This window comes from Janthinobacterium svalbardense (assembly GCF_002327145.1).
Classification (GTDB): Bacteria; Pseudomonadota; Gammaproteobacteria; order Burkholderiales; family Burkholderiaceae_D; genus Janthinobacterium; species Janthinobacterium tructae.
The window spans coordinates 5,766,509-5,786,051 of record NZ_CP023422.1 but is presented as its reverse complement, the minus strand read 5'-3'; the positions used below and the strand labels follow the sequence as shown (position 1 = coordinate 5,786,051).

Sequence of the window (19,543 nt, the reverse complement as noted above, 5' to 3'; positions counted from 1 at the left end):
ATGACTACCACCCAAGACGATGATTTGCATATCGTGCGTAACCGCACCTTCGACCAGATCGCCATCGGCGACACCGCCAGCATCACGCGCACCCTGAGCATGGACGATATCGCCCTGTTCGCGGTGATGTCGGGCGATGACAACCCGCAGCACCTGGATGCCGAATTTGCCGCCTCCAGCCGCTACCAGGGCGTCATCGCGCACGGCATGTGGGGCGCCGCCCTCATTTCGGCCGTGCTGGGCACGCGCCTGCCCGGCGCCGGCACCGTCTACACGGGCCAGACCCTGCGTTTCCTACAGCCCGTGCGCGTGGGCGATACGCTGGCCATCAGCGTCACCGTCACCGCGCGCGAGCCGCGCAACCGCCACGTGACCCTGGCCTGCCGCTGCGTCAACCAGCATGGCGCCGTGGTGCTCGACGGCGAAGCGCAGGTGATCGCGCCCGCTGAACAGATTGAAAGAGTGCGCGCCACCTTGCCCGAAGTACGCCTGCATAACGGCGACGGCACGCGGCGCCTGCTGGAACACGCGCGCACGCTGGGTCCGATCCGGGTAGCCGTGATCCACCCCTGCGATGAACTGAGCCTGGCGGGCGCGCTCGATGCGCATGCGGCCGGCCTGATCACGCCCGTGCTGGTGGCGCCGCGCGCGCGCCTGGAAGCGGTGGCGGCCGAGGCTGGCCTGAACCTGGAAGGCATCGCCATCGAGGATGTCGAGCATAGCCATGCTGCCGCCGCGCGCGGCGCCGAGCTGGCGGGCAAGGGCGAAGTCGAGGCGCTGATGAAGGGCAGCCTGCACACGGATGAACTGATGTCGGCCGTGCTGGCCGCCAGCGCCGGCCTGCGCACCAAGCGCCGCATCAGCCACTGCTTCCTGATGCAGACGCCTGCCTATCCGCGTCCCTTCATCATCACGGATGCGGCCATCAATATCGCGCCGAACCTGGCCATGAAGGCCGACATCGTGCGCAACGCCATCGACCTGGCGCACGTGATCGGCGTGGCCTGCCCGCGCGTGGCCATCCTGGCCGCCGTGGAAACGGTGAATGCGGACATGCCGGCTACCTTGGACGCGGCCGCCCTGTGCAAGATGGCCGACCGTGGCCAAATCACCGGAGCGATCCTCGATGGCCCGCTGGCCTTCGACAACGCCGTGTCGATTGCCGCCGCCACCGTCAAGGGCATCGTCTCGGAAGTGGCGGGCCGCGCCGATATTTTGCTGGTGCCCGACCTGGAAAGCGGCAACATGCTGGCCAAGCAGCTTGAATACATGGGCGACGCGGACAGCGCCGGCATCGTGCTGGGCGCGAAAATCCCCATCATCCTGACCAGCCGCGCCGATTCGCGCGCCAGCCGCATCGCCTCGTGCGCGATCGCCGTGATGCTGGCCAATCATTACCGGAGCACGCCACCATGAACGCACCCTTCCAACATGCCGACGGCGCCCTGATCCTGGTGCTCAATTGCGGCTCGTCGAGCATCAAGTTCGCCCTGTTCGAGCAAGCCGGTGGCGTGCTGCCGCAGCAGGCGCAATGGGGCGGCAAGGTCGAAGGCATCGGCCGTGAAAACGCCACTTACCGCGCTGGCGGCCTGCCGGCAGTCGCCTTGCAGCTCGATGCGGAGCAGCCGCATCACGCGGCCCTTGAATACATCCGCGCGCAAGTCGTGGCGCAACTGGCCGGGCGCCCGCTGCGCGCCGTGGCGCATCGCGTGGTGCATGGCGGCAGCAAGTATTTCGCCCCCGTGCGCATCGATGCCAAGGTGCTGGCGGACCTGAAAAGTTTTGTGCCGCTGGCGCCCCTGCATCAGCCGTTTGCGCTGGAGGCGATCGAGGTGCTGCTCGAATCGCGGCCCGATATCGCCCAGGTGGCGTGCTTCGACACGGCCTTCCACCACACGGTGCCGCAGGTCGAGCAAATGCTGGCCCTGCCTTACGATGCGTGGGAGCGGGGCTTGCGCCGCTACGGCTTCCACGGCCTGTCGTACGAATACCAGTCGCTGGTGCTGGAGCAGCGCTTTGGTGCTGTCGCGCGCGGCAAGGTCATCGTCGCCCACCTGGGCAGCGGCGCCAGCCTGTGCGCCATGGAGAATTTGCACAGCGTGGCCACCACCATGGGCTTTTCCGCGCTCGATGGCCTGATGATGGGCACGCGCTGCGGTTCGCTCGATCCGGGCGCCGTGATCTATCTGATGGAAATCGAAAAACTGTCGCTGGAAAAAGTGGCGCATGTGCTGTACCACGAGTCGGGCTTGCTGGGCGTGTCGGGCGTGTCGGCCGATCCGCCGGTGCTGCTGGCGCAGCAGGACCGGCAGGATGCCACGGGCGAGCGCATCCGCGCCGCGCTGGCCCTGTATATCCGCCGCATCGTGCGTGAAATCGGCGCCCTGACGGCCGTGCTGGGTGGGCTGGACATGCTGGTATTTACGGCCGGTATCGGCGAGCATAGCGCCGAACTGCGCCAGCGCATCTGCGCCGAACTGGGTTTCATCGGCCCCGTGCTCGATGCGCAGGCCAATGCGCGCAACGCCAGCCGCATTTCCACCGATGCCAGCCGCATCGTGGTGGGCGTGGAGCCGGCCAATGAGGAGTGGGTGGCTGCCCGTCATGCGGCCCTGGCCGTGGGCGCATGAGGATCTGAAGCGTCAGGCCGCGCTCGATGGAGAATTTGCCGAATTGCACATATTTTCCCTTGAGTGCCCGTTGAGTGCGATAGCGCACTGTGTGGTTTGCCAGTTATCTTTACTATGAAGTCATGCCATTGCGCTACATCCAGAAACAGCGCGATGCCTGGCAAATTTTGAACATTTTGCCCGCCTTTAGTAAGAATAAAATTAAACCATATTGAAAGGTCTCATCATGAACAAATTACTCGCCGCACTGATCGCCACCCTGTTTGCTACCGCCGCCTTCGCTCAAACCGCGCCGGCTACCGAAGCTGTCGTGAAAGCCCAGGCTTCCGCGCAAAAAGACGTCAACAAGGCTGCCGCTTCGGAAGCCAAAGTCGATGCCAAGGCTGACGCCAACGTCGCCAAGGCTGAAATGAAGGCCGACGACAAGAAAGCCGACGCCCATCACAAGGCCAACAAAACCAAGGCCAAGGCCCACGACAAAGTCGTCAGCGCCGATGCGGAAGACAAGCTGAAAGCGGAAGCCAAGGCTGACAAGGCTGCCGCCAAGGCCGATGCGAAAGCGGGCAGAACCTCCGTGAAAGCGGACGCCAAGGTCGCCAAGGAAAAAGTGGAAGCGAACGCCGATAAAGCCCTCGCCGCCACCAAGACGGTAGAAGCCAAGGCCAAGGCCGATGCTGAAGTCAAGGCAGCCGCCGCCAAGTAATTCTCCGTTTGCGGGCCACGGCCTGCAAGCCCCAAAGACAGCTTAGGCTGTCTTTTTTTCGTCTGCCACTTTTCTTGGCCACCGCTTGCCAGTCTTGATCTGGCGCAAATGCTCCTCTTTTCGGCGTGCCATAGTGAACTGGCAAACAGACGAAGGGAGACATCATGAGCACCGCTAAAACGAAAAAATCACCGGCCACCGGTTCAGCGGAAGGCGCGCCAGCCATGTCCGCCATGCAGTCCATGCCGGTCGAAGGCGACGTGCAGGCCGGCGCCGATGCGCCCGGCGGCGACGTCATGCCAGGGCAGCGCCTGGGCGTGTCGTACGCGGACCAGGCGGCACTCACCCAGGGCGTGGCCGCTGCGGATGCCAGCGCCATGCCGGGCAGCGGCATGCAGCAGGCATCGCAGGGCATGGCAGGCGCCAGTTGCATGCACGTGGGCGGCGGCATGGGTGGCGACCGCGATGGCGACCGCGATGGCGGAGGAGGCGGCATGGGCGGCGACGCCGGTGGACAGGGCGGAGGCACGCCGCAGACGCGCACCTGCGCCACGATGGACGTGCATCGCCGCCTGCTGACCGAAGATCCCTCCTATGCCAACGTGCGCGCCGATATCGAAAACCTGGCCGGACTCTACGAGGGTGACAGCGGCATTGCCGGCCGTTCCGGCGTGACGCAGATACCGGTGGTGGTGCACGTGGTGTGGAATACGGCCGCGCAGAATATTTCGGATGCGCAGATCGCCAGCCAGATCGATGTGCTGAACCGTGATTTCCGGCGCGTCAATCCGGATGTGAACAGCACGCCGGCACCGTTCCTGCCGCTGACGTCCGATGCGCGCGTGGAGTTCGTGCTGGCCACCACCGATCCGAACGGTGCGGCTAGCAGCGGCATCGAGCGGCGCCAGACGGCGGTGGCCTCGTTTGGCGCCGACGATGCCGTCAAATCGCAGGCGACGGGCGGCATGGATGCCTGGCCGGCCGACAGTTACCTGAATATCTGGGCGTGCCAGCTCGGTGGCGGCTTGCTGGGCTACGCGCAGTTTCCCGGCGGGCCGGCCGCCACCGACGGCGTGGTGATCCTGCAATCGGCCTTCGGTACGAGCGGCACGGCGGCGCCACCGTTCCACCTGGGACGTACGGCCACGCATGAAATCGGCCACTGGCTGAACCTGAACCATATCTGGGGTGATGATGGCACGGGCTGCTCGGGCACGGACAACGTCGCCGATACGCCGAACCAGGGCGGACCGAACACGGGCCAGCCTTCGTTCCCGCATATTTCCTGCAGCAACGGACCGAATGGCGACATGTTCATGAACTACATGGATTACGTCGACGATCCCGCCATGTTCATGTTCACGGCGGGCCAGGTGGCGCGCATGCAGGCCTGCCTCGATGGTCCGCGCGCCAGCATCGGCACGGGGACGGGTGGCACGGGCGCCACGCCGCGCCAGAGTTCCTCGCCCGTCGTGGCCTGGGGCGCGAATCGCCTCGACGTCTTCGTGCTGGGCACGGACCGCGCGCTGTATCACAAGGCCTGGAATGGCTCGGCCTGGGCGCCATCCGTCAGCGGCTACGAAGGGCAGGGCGGCATTGGTACCAGTGCGCCGCAGGTGGTCTCGTGGGCGCCGAACCGGCTCGATGTATTCGTCACGGGGACCGACAGCGGCTTGTTTCACAAATGGTGGAACGGCACGGCGTGGGGGCCGTCCTTGACCGGTTATGAAGCCATGGGCGGCTTGTGCGTGGGCGACCCGCGTGCCGTGGCCTGGGGACCGAACCGCCTCGACGTGTTTGTCGTCGGCACGGACCGCGGCCTGTATCACAAGTGGTGGAACGGGTCCGCCTGGGGGCCATCCCTGACGGGTTACGAAGCCATGGGCGGTCTGTGCCTGGGCCAGCCGGAAGCGGTGGCCTGGGGACCGAACCGCCTTGACGTGTTCGTCATCGGCACGGACCGGGCCCTGTACCACAAGTGGTGGAACGGCACGGCCTGGGGACCGTCGCTGACGGGCTATGAGCGCCTGGGGGGCATCTGTACCTCGTCGCCGAAGGCGGTGGCGTGGGGACCGAACCGCCTCGACGTATTCGTCACGGGCACCGATGGCGCGCTGTACCATAAATGGTGGGATGGCACGAAATGGGGGCCTTCCAACGACGGCTTCGAACGCCTGGGCGGCGTCTGCGTAGGCGAAGTGGAAGCCGTCTCGTGGGCGGCCAACCGGCTCGACCTGTTTGTCATCGGCACCGATAGCGCCTTGTATCACAAGGCGTGGAACGGCACCGCCTGGTCGCCGTCCCTGACGGGCTTTGAAAGCCTGGGCGGCGTGTGTACCTCGCGGCCGCGCGCCACGGCCTGGGCGCCGAACCGCCTTGACGTGTTTGTCACAGGCACGAATGGCGCCCTGTTCCACAAGGCGTGGAACGGCACGGCCTGGTCGCCGTCCGTGAGCGGCTATGAAAGCCTGGGCGGCGTGGTATCGTGTTTCTGACGTCAATGTGTTCAATGGGAGGTGGCATGCACGGCATGACAACGGCATTGCCCAGCGGTAGCTGGACGCATTCCTTCGAGGAGGATGCGGACGGTATCGAGGTGTACCGGCCCACGGCCACGTTCGCCTTTCCTCCCAGCCGCAAGGGGCGCAAGGTGCTGGAGTTTGGCGCCGGAACCCGGAGCCTGGAAGGCGGGGAGGTGAGCATGACCAGCCTGTCGCCCGGCCCCGATGACCGTCCCCGTGCCGGCCCGTCTACCCGGCTGCTTCCCCTGGGCATGGGGCGGTATGCATTGGCTGGCGCACCGGGGCCGCAAGAGGTGATCGACATCGTCGAGGCAACGCCCGACGTGCTGCGCCTGTCGCGGCATCAAGGATGACCCCGGAGCTTGTACGCGAGCGCCGTGCGGTTGCCCACGCCGAGTTTCTGGTAAATCGCATGCAGCTGGTTGCGTACGGTGGCCGGCGACTTGCCCAGTTCCCTGGCGATGCTTTTATACGGCAAGCCTTCGGCCGCCATGGCCGCTACCAGCTGCTCGGCCGGGGTCAGGCGCTGCATGGCAGCTTGCCTGTATCGTTGTTTGTCATCCTTGTTCTCCTGTCCTTGGGCGGCATGCCGGTGGCCTGCCTGCAGGAGTAACGGGAACGGGGGACGTATTTGTAAAATTATTTTCCCCTGCCGCCGTTATGCGGCGATAGGCGAAAAAAAGACAGGCGAACCTGTCTTTTCGTGTGAACCGATGGCGCTTAGCCGATGGCCGCCATCGAGACTGGTTTCAGCTTGGCCGCCAGTGCCTTGCCCTTCTTCGCGCGCTTGCCGAAGTGCTCGGCCAGGGCTGTGGCACCGAGCGACGCATCTTGCGGTTTCGCGGCCCGGCCGATACCCGAGACCACCACGCCGCGCTGGGTGATCGGCTGCACGGCCAGCAGCTTGTCCTTGGCATCGAGGTCGATCAGCTTGACGCCGGTGCCGCCCTTGGTCAGGGTTTTCATTTCATCGAGGCCGAACACCAGCAGGCGCGCGCCTTCCGTCAGGCAGGCCAGGGCGCTGGCCGCCTCGGGGATGACTTTCGGCGCCAGAGGCACGTCGCCATCGTCCAGGGTGATGAAGGCCTTGCCGCCTTTCAGGCGGCTGCTCATGTCGCCCGCTTTGGCGGTGAAGCCGTAGCCGGCGCTCGACGCCAGCAGCAAGTTGGTCGCGCCATTGCCCGCAAAGTAGTGCAGGATGCGCACGGCATTGCCCGGTGTGCCGCCGCTCAGGTCGCACAAGGTCGTGATTGGTACGCCGTCGCCGCGCGCGTTGGGCAGCGCCGAGACGGGAACCGAGTAAATCTTGCCGTTGTTGCCAAAGCCGAGCAGGGTGTCGACCGTGCGGCATTCGAAGGCGCCATGCAGGGTGTCGCCCGCCTTGAAGGTGAATTGCGCCGCATCGTGGCCGATGCCGGTACGTGCGCGTACCCAGCCTTTTTCCGAAATGATGACGGTGACCGGTTCATCGACCACCTTCTGTTCGGCCATGGCTTTTTGCGCTTCCTCGATCAGGGTGCGGCGTGCGTCGCCGAACTGCTTGGCGTCCGCTTCGATTTCGCGGATGATGGCGCGCTTCATCGAGCCCGGGTTGTCGAGCAGGTCTTGCAGCGACTTTTCTTCCTTGCGCAGCTCGGCCAGCTCCTGCTGGATCTTGATCGTTTCCAGGCGCGCCAACTGGCGCAAGCGGATTTCCAGGATGTCGTCGGCCTGGCGTTCGGACAACTTGAACGCTTCGATCAGGGCCGTTTTCGGTTCATCCGAATTGCGGATGATCTGGATCACCTTGTCGATATTGAGCAGGATCGCTTCGCGTCCTTCCAGGATATGGATACGGTCCTTGACCTTGCCCAGTTTGTAGCTGGTGCGGCGCGTGACGGTCTCGAAGCGGAAATCGATCCACTCGCGCAGGATGTCGCCCAGGCCCTTCTGGCGCGGACGGCCATCGCCGCCTATCATCACCAGGTTGATCGAGGTCGACGATTCCAGCGAGGTGTGCGCCAGCAGCATCAGCATGAATTCCGTCTGGTCCTGGTTCTTCGACTTCGGCTCGAACACCAGGCGCACGGGCGCGGCGCGGCCCGATTCATCGCGGATGGTGTCGAGCGAATTGAGGATCAGCGCCTTCAGGGCTACCTGGTCCGGCGACAGCGCCTTCTTGCCCAGCTTGATCTTCGGATTCGTCAGTTCCTCGATTTCTTCCAGCACCTTTTGCGACGAGGTACCCGGCGGCAGTTCCGTCACGACGGCTTGCCATTGGCCGCGCGCCAGCTCTTCGATCTTCCAGCGCGCGCGCACCTTCATGCTGCCACGCCCGCTCGCATACATGTCGGCGATCTGCGATGGCGGCGTGATGATCTGGCCGCCGCCGGGGAAGTCCGGGCCGGGAATGAAGGCCATCAGCTCGGCGTGCGTCATCTTCGGATCGCGGATCATGGCGACGGCCGCTTTCGCCACTTCCGCCAGGTTGTGCGACGGGATTTCCGTCGCCAGGCCCACGGCGATGCCGGAGGCGCCATTCAGCAGCACCATCGGCAGGCGCGCCGGCAGCAGCTTCGGTTCTTCGGTCGAGCCGTCGTAGTTGGGCTGGAAGTCCACCGTGCCCATGCCGATTTCATCCATCAGCAGCTTGGCGATCGGCGTCAGACGCGCTTCCGTGTAACGCATGGCCGCCGCGCCGTCGCCATCGCGCGAGCCGAAGTTGCCCTGGCCATCGATCAGCGGGTAGCGCAAGGAAAAATCCTGCGCCATGCGCACCAGCGCGTCGTACACGGACTGGTCGCCGTGCGGATGCAATTTACCGAGCACGTCGCCGACCACGGCCGCCGATTTGCGCGGCTTCGCCGTGGAATTCAATCCCAGCTCATTCATCGCATACAGGATGCGGCGCTGCACGGGTTTCTGGCCGTCGCACACGTCAGGGAGGGCGCGGCCCTTGACGACGGAGATGGCGTAATCGAGATAGGCGCGCTCGGCAAAGGTGGACAGGGTCAGCGCTTCGCCGTCGAATACCGGTTCATCCGGCAGGGTCGGCTCAGGCTGGGCATCGTCAAATAAATTGGTTTGTGTGGACATGGCGCTTGTTTCAGTATGAAGTAGTTGCGTTTGAATTCATGGGGCCGATTATGACAGCCCGGTTGCTTGTGCGGATCTGCGCTGCTGCAGATAAAGATGACGCACGGTGAAATACAGGACGGACAGCGCCAGTACGGCGCTCAGCTTGACGATGGCCAGGTCTGGCGGGCCACCGAGCTGACTGGCGAGCAAGAAGGTGGCGGCTGCGGGCGTGATGGCAATTGGCCAGGCTGCGCGCCAGTTCAGCTCGAAAGGAGCAAACAGCATGCCGATGCAGGACCAGAAAAACAGCACGGCACCTAGCACATGCGCTGGCGCTGCATGCAGATGTATGGCCAGGAACGCGATGGTGCAACCGATCATCCAGACAGCGCGCAGGCGCGGCAGGAGCTGCGCTGGTCCGCCGCTATCGACATACAGTCCCTTCATCGAGCGCAGTGCCAGTACCTGCACGCAAAAAAGCAGCATGATGCCGTCGCTCAGTGCCAGGCCGGTATCGGTCCTGTCCAGCGTGAAAACCATGGTTGCCGTAAAGGCGATCAGGATGCAAGCCAGCAGGCGTCCGCGCAGCAGTGCGTAGTTGGCTTTCGCGGCCAGCAGCGCCGTGATGCACAGTCCTAACGAAGTGGTTATGCGCAGTGGAGCAGCAGGCGCTGGTATGAATAGCAGCAGCGCCAGGCACAGGAACGGCATGATCCAGCCCAATTGCCCCAGACCGGGGTGCCTGCGCAACGCTGGCAGGCAGGCGTGCAGTTCCTCTCGCAAGGAGGCCATCCATGCATATGCCGGCGCCGGCTTTTGCCATGCGTTCATGGCCAACAGCAGGAATGCCAGCACCTGAAAACCGATCAGGCTGGCATAGCCGCCGGCGTTGCTCAGTTCCAAGCCTGCTACGCTGATCACGCCCGAGAGCATGAAATGCAACACGAAACCCAGGCCGCACGAAGCCAGCGCCGTCTGCTTGAAGTAGCGCTTGGAAAAGACCGCCTGTTCCCATTGCTCGAACAGGTCGGCATCGAGTTTATAGGCCAGCATCTCGGCGTGCTGCCAGCGTATCGTCTGCAGCAGTTCGCGCAGCTGCAGCGTAAATTTTTGGTCGAACAGCTGGCGCGCGTAGGCGCTTGGTGCCTGCTGCGACATGAGGCAGTCCAGGCCGGGATAGCTGTCGCGGTTGTCGCTGAAATGGGCGAACGAGCGGTCTGCCCGGTAGCGCTGCACGGCGCTGCGCACCAGATCCGCATGGCTGCGCGCCAGGTAGGAAAAGTCGCGGTCCCAGCCCAGCTGCTCGAACAGGGCCTGGCGCAGCGCCAGATCATAGCCGGCGCCGGCGCAGTAGCGCAGCGCGCACAGCTCGAATTCCTCGCGCACGTCGAGGTTCAGCATGGCGTCGTCCTGCAGCATGCGGGCCAGCGCGTCGCCGGCATCCGCATGCCGCGTCAGCGCCAGGCAGCCTTGCCATAGATTGGCCGCTTCCTGGACGGGATCGACGGCGACCACGCCCCAAAGTTCCGGCGGCGCTGCGCTCTCCTGGGCTATGACGCCCCACAGTTCTGCGGACGGCTCCTGTGCGGGTTCGTCGATGACGCCCCACAGCTCGGCTGCTTCCATGCGCGGCGCTGCCATCGCTGCCGCTTCGGCCTCGGCCGCTTGCGCTTCCGGCAGCTCCGCGGCAAACAGGTGCGCATGGCGCAGCGCGTATTCATACGCCTCGCGCAGCTCCTGGAAGGCGGCCGGATCGTCTTCGGGACGCGTCACCTTCAGGCGCTTCGCATACGCGCGCTTGAGGGCGCGCTCGTCGCCCGTCGGCTCCGTGCCCAGGATATCCCACAGGCTGCGCTGTCCGTTGTGCATGCCGCCGTCCATTTACAGGAAGCTCTCGCTCTCGACCTGGCGCAACACCTCGTCGAGCGCCTGGCGCGCCTTGCGGATGGTGTTCGGGTCCTGCGTCTCCAGCGCGGCCTGGAAATTGGCCGTGTGCGCCGCCAGGTACTGGCGCACGTCGCCCAGCGACTGTTCGTACAGGCGATCGGCGCGCGTGACGAGGGTGCGGTTTTCCATCTGCTCGCGCGGGTGGATCTTCAGGTCGGCCAGTTCAAGAAAGCGCTGCTCGATCTGTTCCGGCGTCATCACGCCCGCATTGTCGCTGATGATCATCTTGTGGCGTTCCTGCGTGGCCAACACCGTCACTTCCGCTTCCAGCACGCCGCTGACGTCGTAGGTGAAGCGCACGTCGATGCCGATCTCGCCCGCTTTTTTCGCGGGGATCGGGAAGCTGATCTTGCCGAGGAAGACGTTGTCGGCCACCAGGCGCGACTCGCCCTGGAAGATCGCCACGTTGATTTCCTTCTGGTTGTCGTAGATGGTGGTGATGTTTTCCGTGCGCGAGACGGGCACCACGGAGTTGCGCTCGATGATGGGCAGGTAATGCCCGCCTTCATACTGGTTTGCGCCGACCTGGCGCGAAATCGAAATGCCCAGCGAATACGGTGCCACGTCCGTCATGACCACTTCGTCGAGGGCCGCGTCGCGCATCTTCAGGCCCGCCTGCACGGCGGCGCCCAGCGCCACGGCTTCGTCCGGGTCCAGGTGGATGGCGGGGAAGCGGCCGAACATGCGCGAGACGAGTTTGCGCACCAGCGGCATGCGCGTGGCGCCGCCGGCCAGCACCACTTCATTCAATTCCGCGGCGCGGATGGTGGCGTCGCGCAGCGCCCGTTCCACGGGCAGGCGCAGGCGGGCCAGCAGCGGTTCGCACAGCTGCGCCAGTTTGTCTTCGCTGATCTCCCAGCTGTATTCCTTGTCCTGGTAGCGCGTGGCCATGCGCACGGATGGCTGCTCCGACAGCAGGCGCTTGACGCGTTCGGCTTCATCGCGCAGCAGCTGCTGCTGGCGCGGGTCGAACAAACGGCTGCCGGCCGCGTCGCGCAAGCCGCTGCCGTCCAAAAAGGCGTCGACCAGCACCGTGACGAAGTCTTCGCCGCCCAAAAAATTGTCGCCGGCCGAGGCGCGCACTTCCATCACGCCTTCGAACAGTTCCAGGATCGACACGTCAAACGTGCCGCCGCCCAGGTCGAAGACGAGGAATTTGCTTTCCTGTTCCTTGTCGCGGATGCCGTAGGCCAGCGCGGCGGCCGTTGGCTCGTTCAGCAGGCGCTCCACGCGCAGGCCGGCCAGCTGGCCGGCGATGCGCGTGGCCTTGCGCTGCGCATCGCTGAAATACGCGGGCACGGTGATGATGGCTTCTTCGACCTTGTGGCCCAAAAAGGCTTCGGCATCTTCTTTCAGCGCGCGCAGCACCATCGACGATAATTCTTCCGGGCGGAATTGCTGCGTGCCGAGGGTGATCTTCTTTTCGCTGCCCATGTAGCGCTTGAAGACGGCGGCCGTCAGCTGCGGGTGCGTCTGCAGGCGTTCGCGCGCGGCGCGGCCCACCAGCACGCTGCCGTCGTCGTCGATGCTGACGCACGACGGCGTCAGGTGTTCACCCAGTGCATTCGGAATGATGGCAGCCTTGCCGTCGCGCCAGATGGCGACCAGGCTGTTGGTGGTGCCCAGGTCGATACCGATGATCATCAGATGTCCGCCTCCGCCTCATTGCCGTGTTCCTCGATCCAGGCGCGGCGTCCTGCCGCTTCGCCTTTGCCCATCAACATGTTGAAGCGCGCGGCGCATGTCATGTGGTCGATTTCACCCAGGGTCACGGGCAGCAAACGGCGCGTGTCCGGGTTCATCGTTGTTTCCCACAGCTGTTCGGCGTTCATCTCGCCCAGACCCTTGAAGCGCGAGATCGACCAGGCGCCCTGTTTCACGCCTTCCTTGCGCAGCTTGTCCTCGATGGCGACCAGTTCGCCGTCGTCGAGCGCATAGATCTTTTGCATCGGCTTCTTGCCGCGCGCCGGCGCATCGACCCGGTACAGGGGCGGTCGGGCGATGCAGATGTGGCCCTTGTTGATCAGGGCCGGGAAGTGCTTGAAGAACAAGGTCAGCAGCAGTACCTGGATGTGCGAGCCGTCCACGTCCGCATCCGAGAGGATGCAGATCTTGCCGTAGCGCAGGCCGGACAGGTCGGGCGAGTCGCCCACGCCGTGCGGATCGACGCCGATGGCCACCGCGATGTCGTGGATCTCGTTATTCGCAAACAGGCGATCGCGGTCCGTCTCCCACGAGTTCAGGACCTTGCCGCGCAGGGGCAAAATCGCCTGGAATTCCTTGTCGCGGCCCATCTTGGCCGAACCGCCCGCCGAGTCGCCCTCGACGAGGAACAGTTCATTGCGCGTGATGTCCGACGATTCGCAGTCGGTCAGCTTGCCCGGCAGGACAGCGACGCCCGAGGATTTTTTCTTTTCCACTTTTTGCAGCGAGCGCTGGCGCGACTGCGCCTGCTTGATCACCAGGTCGGCCAGCTTCTTGCCGTAGTCGACGTGCTGGTTCAGCCACAGTTCCAGCGGCGGCTTGGTGAAGGTCGAGACCAGTCGCACGGCGTCGCGCGAGTTCAGGCGTTCCTTGATCTGGCCCTGGAATTGCGGGTCCAGCACCTTCGCCGACAACACGAACGAGGCGCGCGCAAACACGTCTTCCGGCAGCAATTTGACGCCTTTCGGCAGCAGCGAGTGCATTTCGACGAAGTTTTTCACGGCGCCAAACAGGCCGTCGCGCAAGCCCGATTCGTGCGTGCCGCCATTCGAGGTGGGAATCAGGTTGACATACGATTCGCGCACGATGGCGCCTTCTTCCGTCCACGCCACCACCCAGGCCGCGCCTTCGCCTTCGGCAAAACCTTCCGAATCCGGGCCCGCGTACTGCGCGCCTTCGAACAGGGGAATCAGGGTTTCGCCATTCGATACCTGCGCCAGCGATTCGGTCAGGTAGCCGCGCAAGCCTTCCGCGTACTGCCAGGTTTGCGTGTCGCCCGTCTTGGCGTTGGTCAAGGTGACGGTGACGCCGGGCAGCAGCACGGCTTTCGAGCGCAGCAGGCGCTGCAGCTCCGTTTGCGAGATATTCGGCGAATCAAAATATTTCGCGTCAGGCCAGGCGGTGACGCGCGTGCCCGACTTCTTGCCGTCGCGCGGGGCGGGGCGGGAACTCAGGGGTTCGATCACGTCGCCATTCGCAAACACCATGTGATGCAGGCCGTTGCCGTCGCTTTCCTTGCGCCAGACGGTGATTTCCAGGCGCGTCGACAGCGCATTGGTGACGGACACGCCGACGCCGTGCAAGCCGCCCGAGAACGCGTAGGCGCCGCCCGAACCCTTGTCGAACTTGCCGCCCGCGTGCAGCCGTGTGAACACGATTTCCACCGTCGGCACGCCTTCTTCAGGGTGGATGCCGACGGGAATGCCGCGGCCATTGTCTTCGACGGTGATGCTGCCATCCGTATTTTGCGTGACGGCGATATGCGTGCAATGACCGCCCAGCGCCTCGTCGGAGGCATTGTCGATCACTTCCTGAATGATGTGCAGCGGATTTTCAGTGCGGGTGTACATCCCCGGGCGCTGCTTGACGGGTTCCAGTCCTTTCAGGACACGGATGGATGATTCGCTGTAGTCGGATGCTGGTTTTTTAGTGGCCATACGTGTTCAAGCTAAGTAAAGACAGTGGTTGGAACGCCAGGCCGGGACGCTGCAGGACGCAGTGACAACGGCGGCGATAACTGTATGAATATACAGTATATTCCGTCCAGCGTCACTGGCAGAGGGCAGTGCGGCAGGCTTGGCGTCCTTGTGCGGACGCTCGCGCATTCTATCTTGTCCAGCGAGCAATAGCGCTACTCCAGGGCAACAACAGTGCACCGTGCGCGTGGTTTGGCGCCCATTGTGGACGATTTTATGCGGCAAAGCCGCCGTTTTTACATCTTGTTTACAAGCACCTCTCCAGTCTTTACAAATTTTTTAGACCCTTTTGGCTAATCTGCTCACTATCAAAACAAACCTGAATGAGGGTGGGAATGGATATCGTGTATCTCGGCTTGATTGCCGTTTTTTTCGTCGTGGCGGCCGGCTTTGCCGTCGCCTGCGACAAATTAGGGAGCGTCAAATGAACGCGTTTTATGTGCTGGGCGCCGTGGTCTCGGCTGGCCTGCTCGTGTACTTGCTGGTGGCGCTGCTGAAAGCGGAGGAACTGTGATGACGACGCAATCGATATTGCTGCTGGTGGCCTTCCTGGCCGTACTGCTGGCCGCCGGCTATCCGCTGGGCCTGTACATGGCCAAGGTGGCCGGCGACGGCCCCGTGCGCGGCCTGGGCTGGCTGCAAAAATTTGAAAACCTGCTGTACCGCTGCTCCGGTCTGCCTGCCGACAAGGCCATGGGCTGGAAAAGCTACGCCATCGCCCTGATCGTGTTCAACGCGCTGGGCGCCGTCTTTGTGTATGGCCTGCAGCGCCTGCAGGGCTTCTTGCCTTTGAATCCCCAGGGCCTGGGCGCCGTCAGCCCCGATTCTTCGTTCAATACCACCGTCAGCTTCGTCACCAATACCAACTGGCAAGGCTACGGCGGCGAACAGACCATGAGCTACCTGACCCAGATGCTGGGCATGACGTGCCAGAACTTCTTTTCGGCGGCCACCGGCATTACCGTGATCTTCGCGCTGGTGCGCGGTTTCGCCTCGCGTTCGGGCAAGTCGATCGGCAATTTCTGGGTCGACCTGGTGCGCGCCACGCTGTACATCCTGTTGCCGCTGTCGCTGGCCCTGTCCGTCGCTTTCATGGGCGAAGGCATGATCCAGAATTTTTCCGCCTACAAGGAAGTGACCCTGCTCGACCACGTGGCGTATGAAACGCCGAAAATGACGGCCGACGGCCAGCCCGTGCTCGATACGGCCGGCAAGCCCGTGATGGAAGCGCAAGTGGCAACCACGCAGACGATCGCCATGGGTCCCGTCGCTTCGCAGGAATCGATCAAGCTGTTGGGCACGAATGGCGGCGGCTTCTTCAATGCCAATTCCTCACACCCATATGAAAATCCCACGGTGCTGTCGAACTTCCTGCAGATGCTGGCGATTTTCATCATTCCTGCCGGCCTGTGCTTCACCTTTGGCCGCATGGTGGGTGACCTGCGCCAGGGCTGGGCAGTGCTAGCCGCGATGAGCCTGATCTTTGTCGTCATGACGACTGGCGTGATGAGCGCCGAGCAGCAAGCCAATCCCGCCTTGCAGGCGCTGGGCGTGGATCAGCAAGCCAGCAGCCTGCAATCGGGTGGCAATATGGAAGGCAAGGAAACGCGCTTCGGCATCAGCTCCTCGACCCTGTTCGCGGCGGTGACGACGGCGGCATCCTGCGGCGCCGTCAATTCCATGCACGACTCCTACATGCCTCTGGGCGGCATGGTGCCGCTGGTGCTGATGCAATTCGGCGAAGTGGTGTTCGGCGGCGTGGGCACGGGCCTGTACGGCATGCTGATGTTTGCCATCCTGGCTGTCTTCATCGCTGGCCTGATGATAGGCCGCACGCCTGAATACCTGGGCAAGAAAATCCAGGCCTATGAAATGAAGATGGTATCGCTGGCCATCCTGGTCACGCCAGCCCTGGTATTGACGGGTACGGCGATCGCCGTGATGGTCGAGCCGGGCAAGATCGGCGTCGCCAATCCGGGCGCGCACGGCTTCTCGGAGATCCTGTATGCCTTCACGTCGGCGGCCAACAACAACGGCAGCGCGTTTGCCGGCCTGTCCGCCAACACGCCGTTCTACAACGTGATGCTGGCGATCGCCATGTGGTTCGGCCGCTTCGGCGTGATCGTGCCCGTGCTGGCAGTGGCCGGTTCACTGGCGGCCAAGCAGCGCCTGTCGGCCAACGCCGGCACCATGCCCACGCACGGCCCCATGTTCATCGGCTTGCTGATCGGCGTCGTCGTGCTCGTCGGCGTGCTCAATTACGTTCCCGCGCTGGCCCTGGGCCCGATCGTCGAACACCTGCAACTTTTCACCAGAGGCTAATAAAATGTCACGCACAAGCCTGACCTTGTTCGATTCCGCACTGATTGGCCCTGCCATCGTCGATGCGTTCAAAAAACTTGACCCCCGCACGCAGTGGCGCAGCCCCGTGATGTTCGTCGTCTACGTGGGCAGCATCATCACGACCCTGCTGGCCATCCAGGCCCTGAATGGCCAGGGCGAGGCGCCGTTCGGCTTCATCATCGCCGTCGCCGTGTGGCTGTGGTTTACCGTGCTGTTTGCGAACTTCGCCGAAGCGCTGGCCGAAGGCCGCAGCAAGGCCCAGGCGGCTTCGCTGCGCGCTCTGAAGCAGACGGTGATGGCAAAGAAAATGCAAACGCCGAAGTACGGCACCTCCTGGCTGCCTACGCCAGCGACCGATCTGCGCAAGGGCATGACGGTGCTGGTCGAGGCGGGTGACGTGATTCCCGCCGACGGCGAAGTGACGGCCGGCGTGGCCTCCGTCGACGAAAGCGCCATCACGGGCGAATCGGCACCCGTCATCCGCGAATCGGGCGGCGACTTTTCCGCCGTGACGGGCGGCACCCGCGTGCTGTCGGACTGGCTGCTGGTGCGCGTTTCCGTCAACCCGGGCGAAGCCTTCATCGACCGCATGATCGCCATGGTCGAAGGCGCCAAGCGCCAGAAGACGCCGAACGAGATCGCCCTGACGATTTTGCTCGTCGCCCTGTCGATCGTGTTCCTGATCGTCACCGTGACCTTGCTGCCGTATTCGCTGTTTTCCGTGGCGGCGGCCGGCAGTGGCACGCCCGTCACCATCACTGTGCTGATCGCACTGCTGGTGTGTTTGATTCCGACCACCATCGGCGGTTTGCTGTCCGCCATCGGCGTGGCCGGCATGAGCCGCATGATGCAGGCCAATGTGATCGCCACTTCGGGCCGCGCCGTGGAAGCGGCGGGCGACGTGGACGTGCTGCTGCTCGACAAAACGGGCACCATCACCCTGGGCAACCGCCAGGCGTCAAACTTTGTACCTGCGCCCGGCGTGACGGAGCAGCAGCTGGCCGACGCGGCGCAACTGGCCTCGCTGGCCGATGAAACGCCGGAAGGTCGCAGCATCGTCGTGCTGGCCAAGCAGAAGTTCAACATCCGCGAACGCGAGATGGCCAGCCTGCACGCCACCTTCGTGCCCTTCACGGCGCAAACGCGCATGAGCGGCGTGGATATCCCGGGCGAGCAGCAAGTGCGCCAGTTGCGCAAGGGCGCGGCCGATTCCATGAAAAAATATGTGGAAGCGCTGGGCCAGCCGTATCCGACCGAGGTGGCGCGCGCCGTCGACGATATCGCGCGCCGCGGCAGCACGCCGCTGGTGGTGGTCGACGACGGCCGCGTCATGGGTGTCGTGGAACTGAAGGATATCGTCAAGGGCGGCATCAAGGAGCGTTTTGCGGAACTGCGCCGCATGGGCATCAAGACCGTGATGATCACGGGCGACAACAAGCTGACGGCTGCGGCGATTGCCGCCGAGGCGGGCGTGGACGATTTTCTTGCCGAAGCGACGCCAGAAGACAAGCTCAAGCTGATTCGCAGCTACCAGTCCGAAGGCCGTCTGGTGGCGATGACGGGCGACGGCACCAATGATGCCCCGGCGCTGGCGCAGGCCGATGTGGCCGTGGCCATGAACTCGGGCACGCAGGCGGCGAAAGAGGCGGGCAATATGGTCGACCTCGATTCGAATCCGACCAAGCTGCTGGAAATCGTTGAAATCGGCAAGCAGATGCTGATGACGCGCGGTTCGCTGACGACGTTCTCGATTTCGAACGACATCGCCAAGTACTTCGCCATCATCCCGGCGGCGTTCGTGGGCACCTATCCGCAGTTGAAGGCGCTCGACATCATGCACTTGTCCAGCCCTGCGTCGGCCATCATGTCGGCCGTGATCTTCAATGCCTTGATCATCGTCGTGCTGATTCCCCTGGCGCTGAAAGGCGTGCAATACCGGGCCATCGGCGCGGCCAGCCTGTTGCGCCGCAATCTGCTGATCTACGGCCTGGGCGGCATCATTTTGCCCTTCATCGGGATCAAGCTGATCGACATGCTGCTGTCCGCACTCAATTTAGTCTAAAGGAACCATCATGAGCACTATCGTACGTCCCGCCCTGGTCCTGTTTGCCGCGCTGACCGTGATCTGCGGCGTGGTCTATCCGTTTGCCACGGCCGGCATTGGGCAGCTGGCTTTCAACGATGAAGTCAACGGCAGCATCGTCGAGCGGGCTGGCCGCCCCGTCGGCTCGATGCTGATCGGCCAATCCTTCACCTCGCCGAAGTATTTCTGGGGCCGGCCATCGGCCACCGCGCCGATGGCCAATAACGGCGCCGGTTCGAGCGGCTCGAACCAGGGACCGACCAATCCGGCTCTGGTGGACGCCGTCAAGGCGCGCATCGCCGCCCTGAAGGAAGTTGATCCCGGCAATACGCGCGCCATTCCCGTCGACCTGGTGACGGCGTCGAGCAGCGGCCTGGACCCGGAAATCAGTCTGGCGGCAGCCTTGTACCAGGCGCCGCGCGTGGCCCGCGTGCGCGCAGTGCCGCTGGCGCAGGTGGAAAACGCCATCGCCAAGGTGCAGAAAACCGCGTATATCGGCTTTTTCGGCGAACCACGGGTGAATGTGCTGGAACTGAATCTGGCGCTTGATGCGGCCGCGAAGTAAGATGATGCAGGGG

14 protein-coding genes are annotated in these 19,543 nt (G+C 63.8%); 9 read left to right on the top strand and 5 right to left on the bottom strand.

Translation table 11 applies throughout. From position 1 onward, the window contains the following. The 5 genes from CNX70_RS25775 to CNX70_RS25755 all read left to right on the top strand — a co-directional run bounded on the left by CNX70_RS25775 (nt 1) and on the right by CNX70_RS25755 (nt 6,208). Nucleotides 1-1,416 carry a bifunctional enoyl-CoA hydratase/phosphate acetyltransferase gene (locus CNX70_RS25775; protein ID WP_096238679.1) on the top strand — a complete coding sequence of 472 codons (1,416 nt, stop codon included), beginning with the start codon at nt 1-3 and terminating at the stop codon, nt 1,414-1,416. Next, on the top strand, nt 1,413-2,630 hold the full coding sequence (locus tag CNX70_RS25770) for an acetate/propionate family kinase (protein ID WP_096237882.1): 1,218 nt from the start codon (nt 1,413-1,415) through the stop codon (nt 2,628-2,630). The genes CNX70_RS25775 and CNX70_RS25770 overlap by 4 nt, the downstream gene beginning before the upstream one ends. A gap of 226 nt (nt 2,631-2,856) precedes the next feature. Continuing rightward, entirely contained in the window at nt 2,857-3,333 is a 477-nt protein-coding gene (locus tag CNX70_RS25765; protein ID WP_096237881.1) for a hypothetical protein, read from the top strand. Nucleotides 3,334-3,497: 164 nt separating this feature from the next. Further along, nucleotides 3,498-5,828, top strand: coding sequence for a DUF8189 domain-containing protein (locus tag CNX70_RS25760; RefSeq protein WP_208624467.1), 2,331 nt, complete (start codon nt 3,498-3,500; stop codon nt 5,826-5,828). 5 nt (nt 5,829-5,833) lie between these two features. Next, the gene (locus CNX70_RS25755; RefSeq protein WP_096237880.1) at nt 5,834-6,208 is read left to right on the top strand and encodes a hypothetical protein; all 375 of its coding nucleotides are present in this window, start codon (nt 5,834-5,836) and stop codon (nt 6,206-6,208) included. Here the strand turns inward: CNX70_RS25755 and CNX70_RS25750 are convergent. The 5 genes from CNX70_RS25750 to CNX70_RS25730 all read right to left on the bottom strand — a co-directional run bounded on the left by CNX70_RS25750 (nt 6,199) and on the right by CNX70_RS25730 (nt 14,500). Next, on the bottom strand, nt 6,199-6,387 hold the full coding sequence (locus CNX70_RS25750; RefSeq protein ID WP_096237879.1) for a helix-turn-helix domain-containing protein: 189 nt from the start codon (nt 6,385-6,387) through the stop codon (nt 6,199-6,201). The two genes, CNX70_RS25755 and CNX70_RS25750, sit on opposite strands and share 10 nt — an antisense overlap. A gap of 188 nt (nt 6,388-6,575) precedes the next feature. Next, nucleotides 6,576-8,930 (bottom strand): DNA topoisomerase IV subunit A, encoded by a 2,355-nt coding sequence (parC, locus tag CNX70_RS25745; protein WP_096237878.1) that lies wholly within the window; start codon nt 8,928-8,930, stop codon nt 6,576-6,578. A 48-nt stretch (nt 8,931-8,978) separates the two neighbouring features. Next, the gene (locus CNX70_RS25740) at nt 8,979-10,781 is read right to left on the bottom strand and encodes a J domain-containing protein (protein ID WP_157751276.1); all 1,803 of its coding nucleotides are present in this window, start codon (nt 10,779-10,781) and stop codon (nt 8,979-8,981) included. A 12-nt stretch (nt 10,782-10,793) separates the two neighbouring features. Further along, nucleotides 10,794-12,503, bottom strand: coding sequence for a molecular chaperone HscC (locus CNX70_RS25735; RefSeq protein WP_096237876.1), 1,710 nt, complete (start codon nt 12,501-12,503; stop codon nt 10,794-10,796). Next, nucleotides 12,503-14,500 carry a DNA topoisomerase IV subunit B gene (locus tag CNX70_RS25730; protein WP_096237875.1) on the bottom strand — a complete coding sequence of 666 codons (1,998 nt, stop codon included), beginning with the start codon at nt 14,498-14,500 and terminating at the stop codon, nt 12,503-12,505. The genes CNX70_RS25735 and CNX70_RS25730 overlap by 1 nt, the downstream gene beginning before the upstream one ends. A 463-nt stretch (nt 14,501-14,963) precedes the next feature. Here CNX70_RS25730 and kdpF point away from each other — a divergent pair, with 463 nt between their 5' ends. Genes kdpF through kdpC form a run of 4 tightly spaced genes read left to right on the top strand, consistent with a single transcriptional unit; the run spans nt 14,964 to nt 19,530 of the window. Beyond that, on the top strand, nt 14,964-15,053 hold the full coding sequence (gene kdpF, locus CNX70_RS25725) for a K(+)-transporting ATPase subunit F (RefSeq protein WP_034746483.1): 90 nt from the start codon (nt 14,964-14,966) through the stop codon (nt 15,051-15,053). Continuing rightward, nucleotides 15,053-16,861 (top strand): potassium-transporting ATPase subunit KdpA, encoded by a 1,809-nt coding sequence (gene kdpA, locus CNX70_RS25720; protein ID WP_096237874.1) that lies wholly within the window; start codon nt 15,053-15,055, stop codon nt 16,859-16,861. The genes kdpF and kdpA overlap by 1 nt, the downstream gene beginning before the upstream one ends. Before the next feature lie 4 nt (nt 16,862-16,865). Next, nucleotides 16,866-18,944, top strand: coding sequence for a potassium-transporting ATPase subunit KdpB (gene kdpB, locus CNX70_RS25715; RefSeq protein ID WP_096237873.1), 2,079 nt, complete (start codon nt 16,866-16,868; stop codon nt 18,942-18,944). 10 nt (nt 18,945-18,954) lie between these two features. Next, a complete protein-coding gene (gene kdpC, locus CNX70_RS25710; protein ID WP_096237872.1) occupies nt 18,955-19,530 on the top strand; it encodes a potassium-transporting ATPase subunit KdpC in 576 nt (191 codons plus the stop codon). Nucleotides 19,531-19,543: the final 13 nt, after the last annotated feature.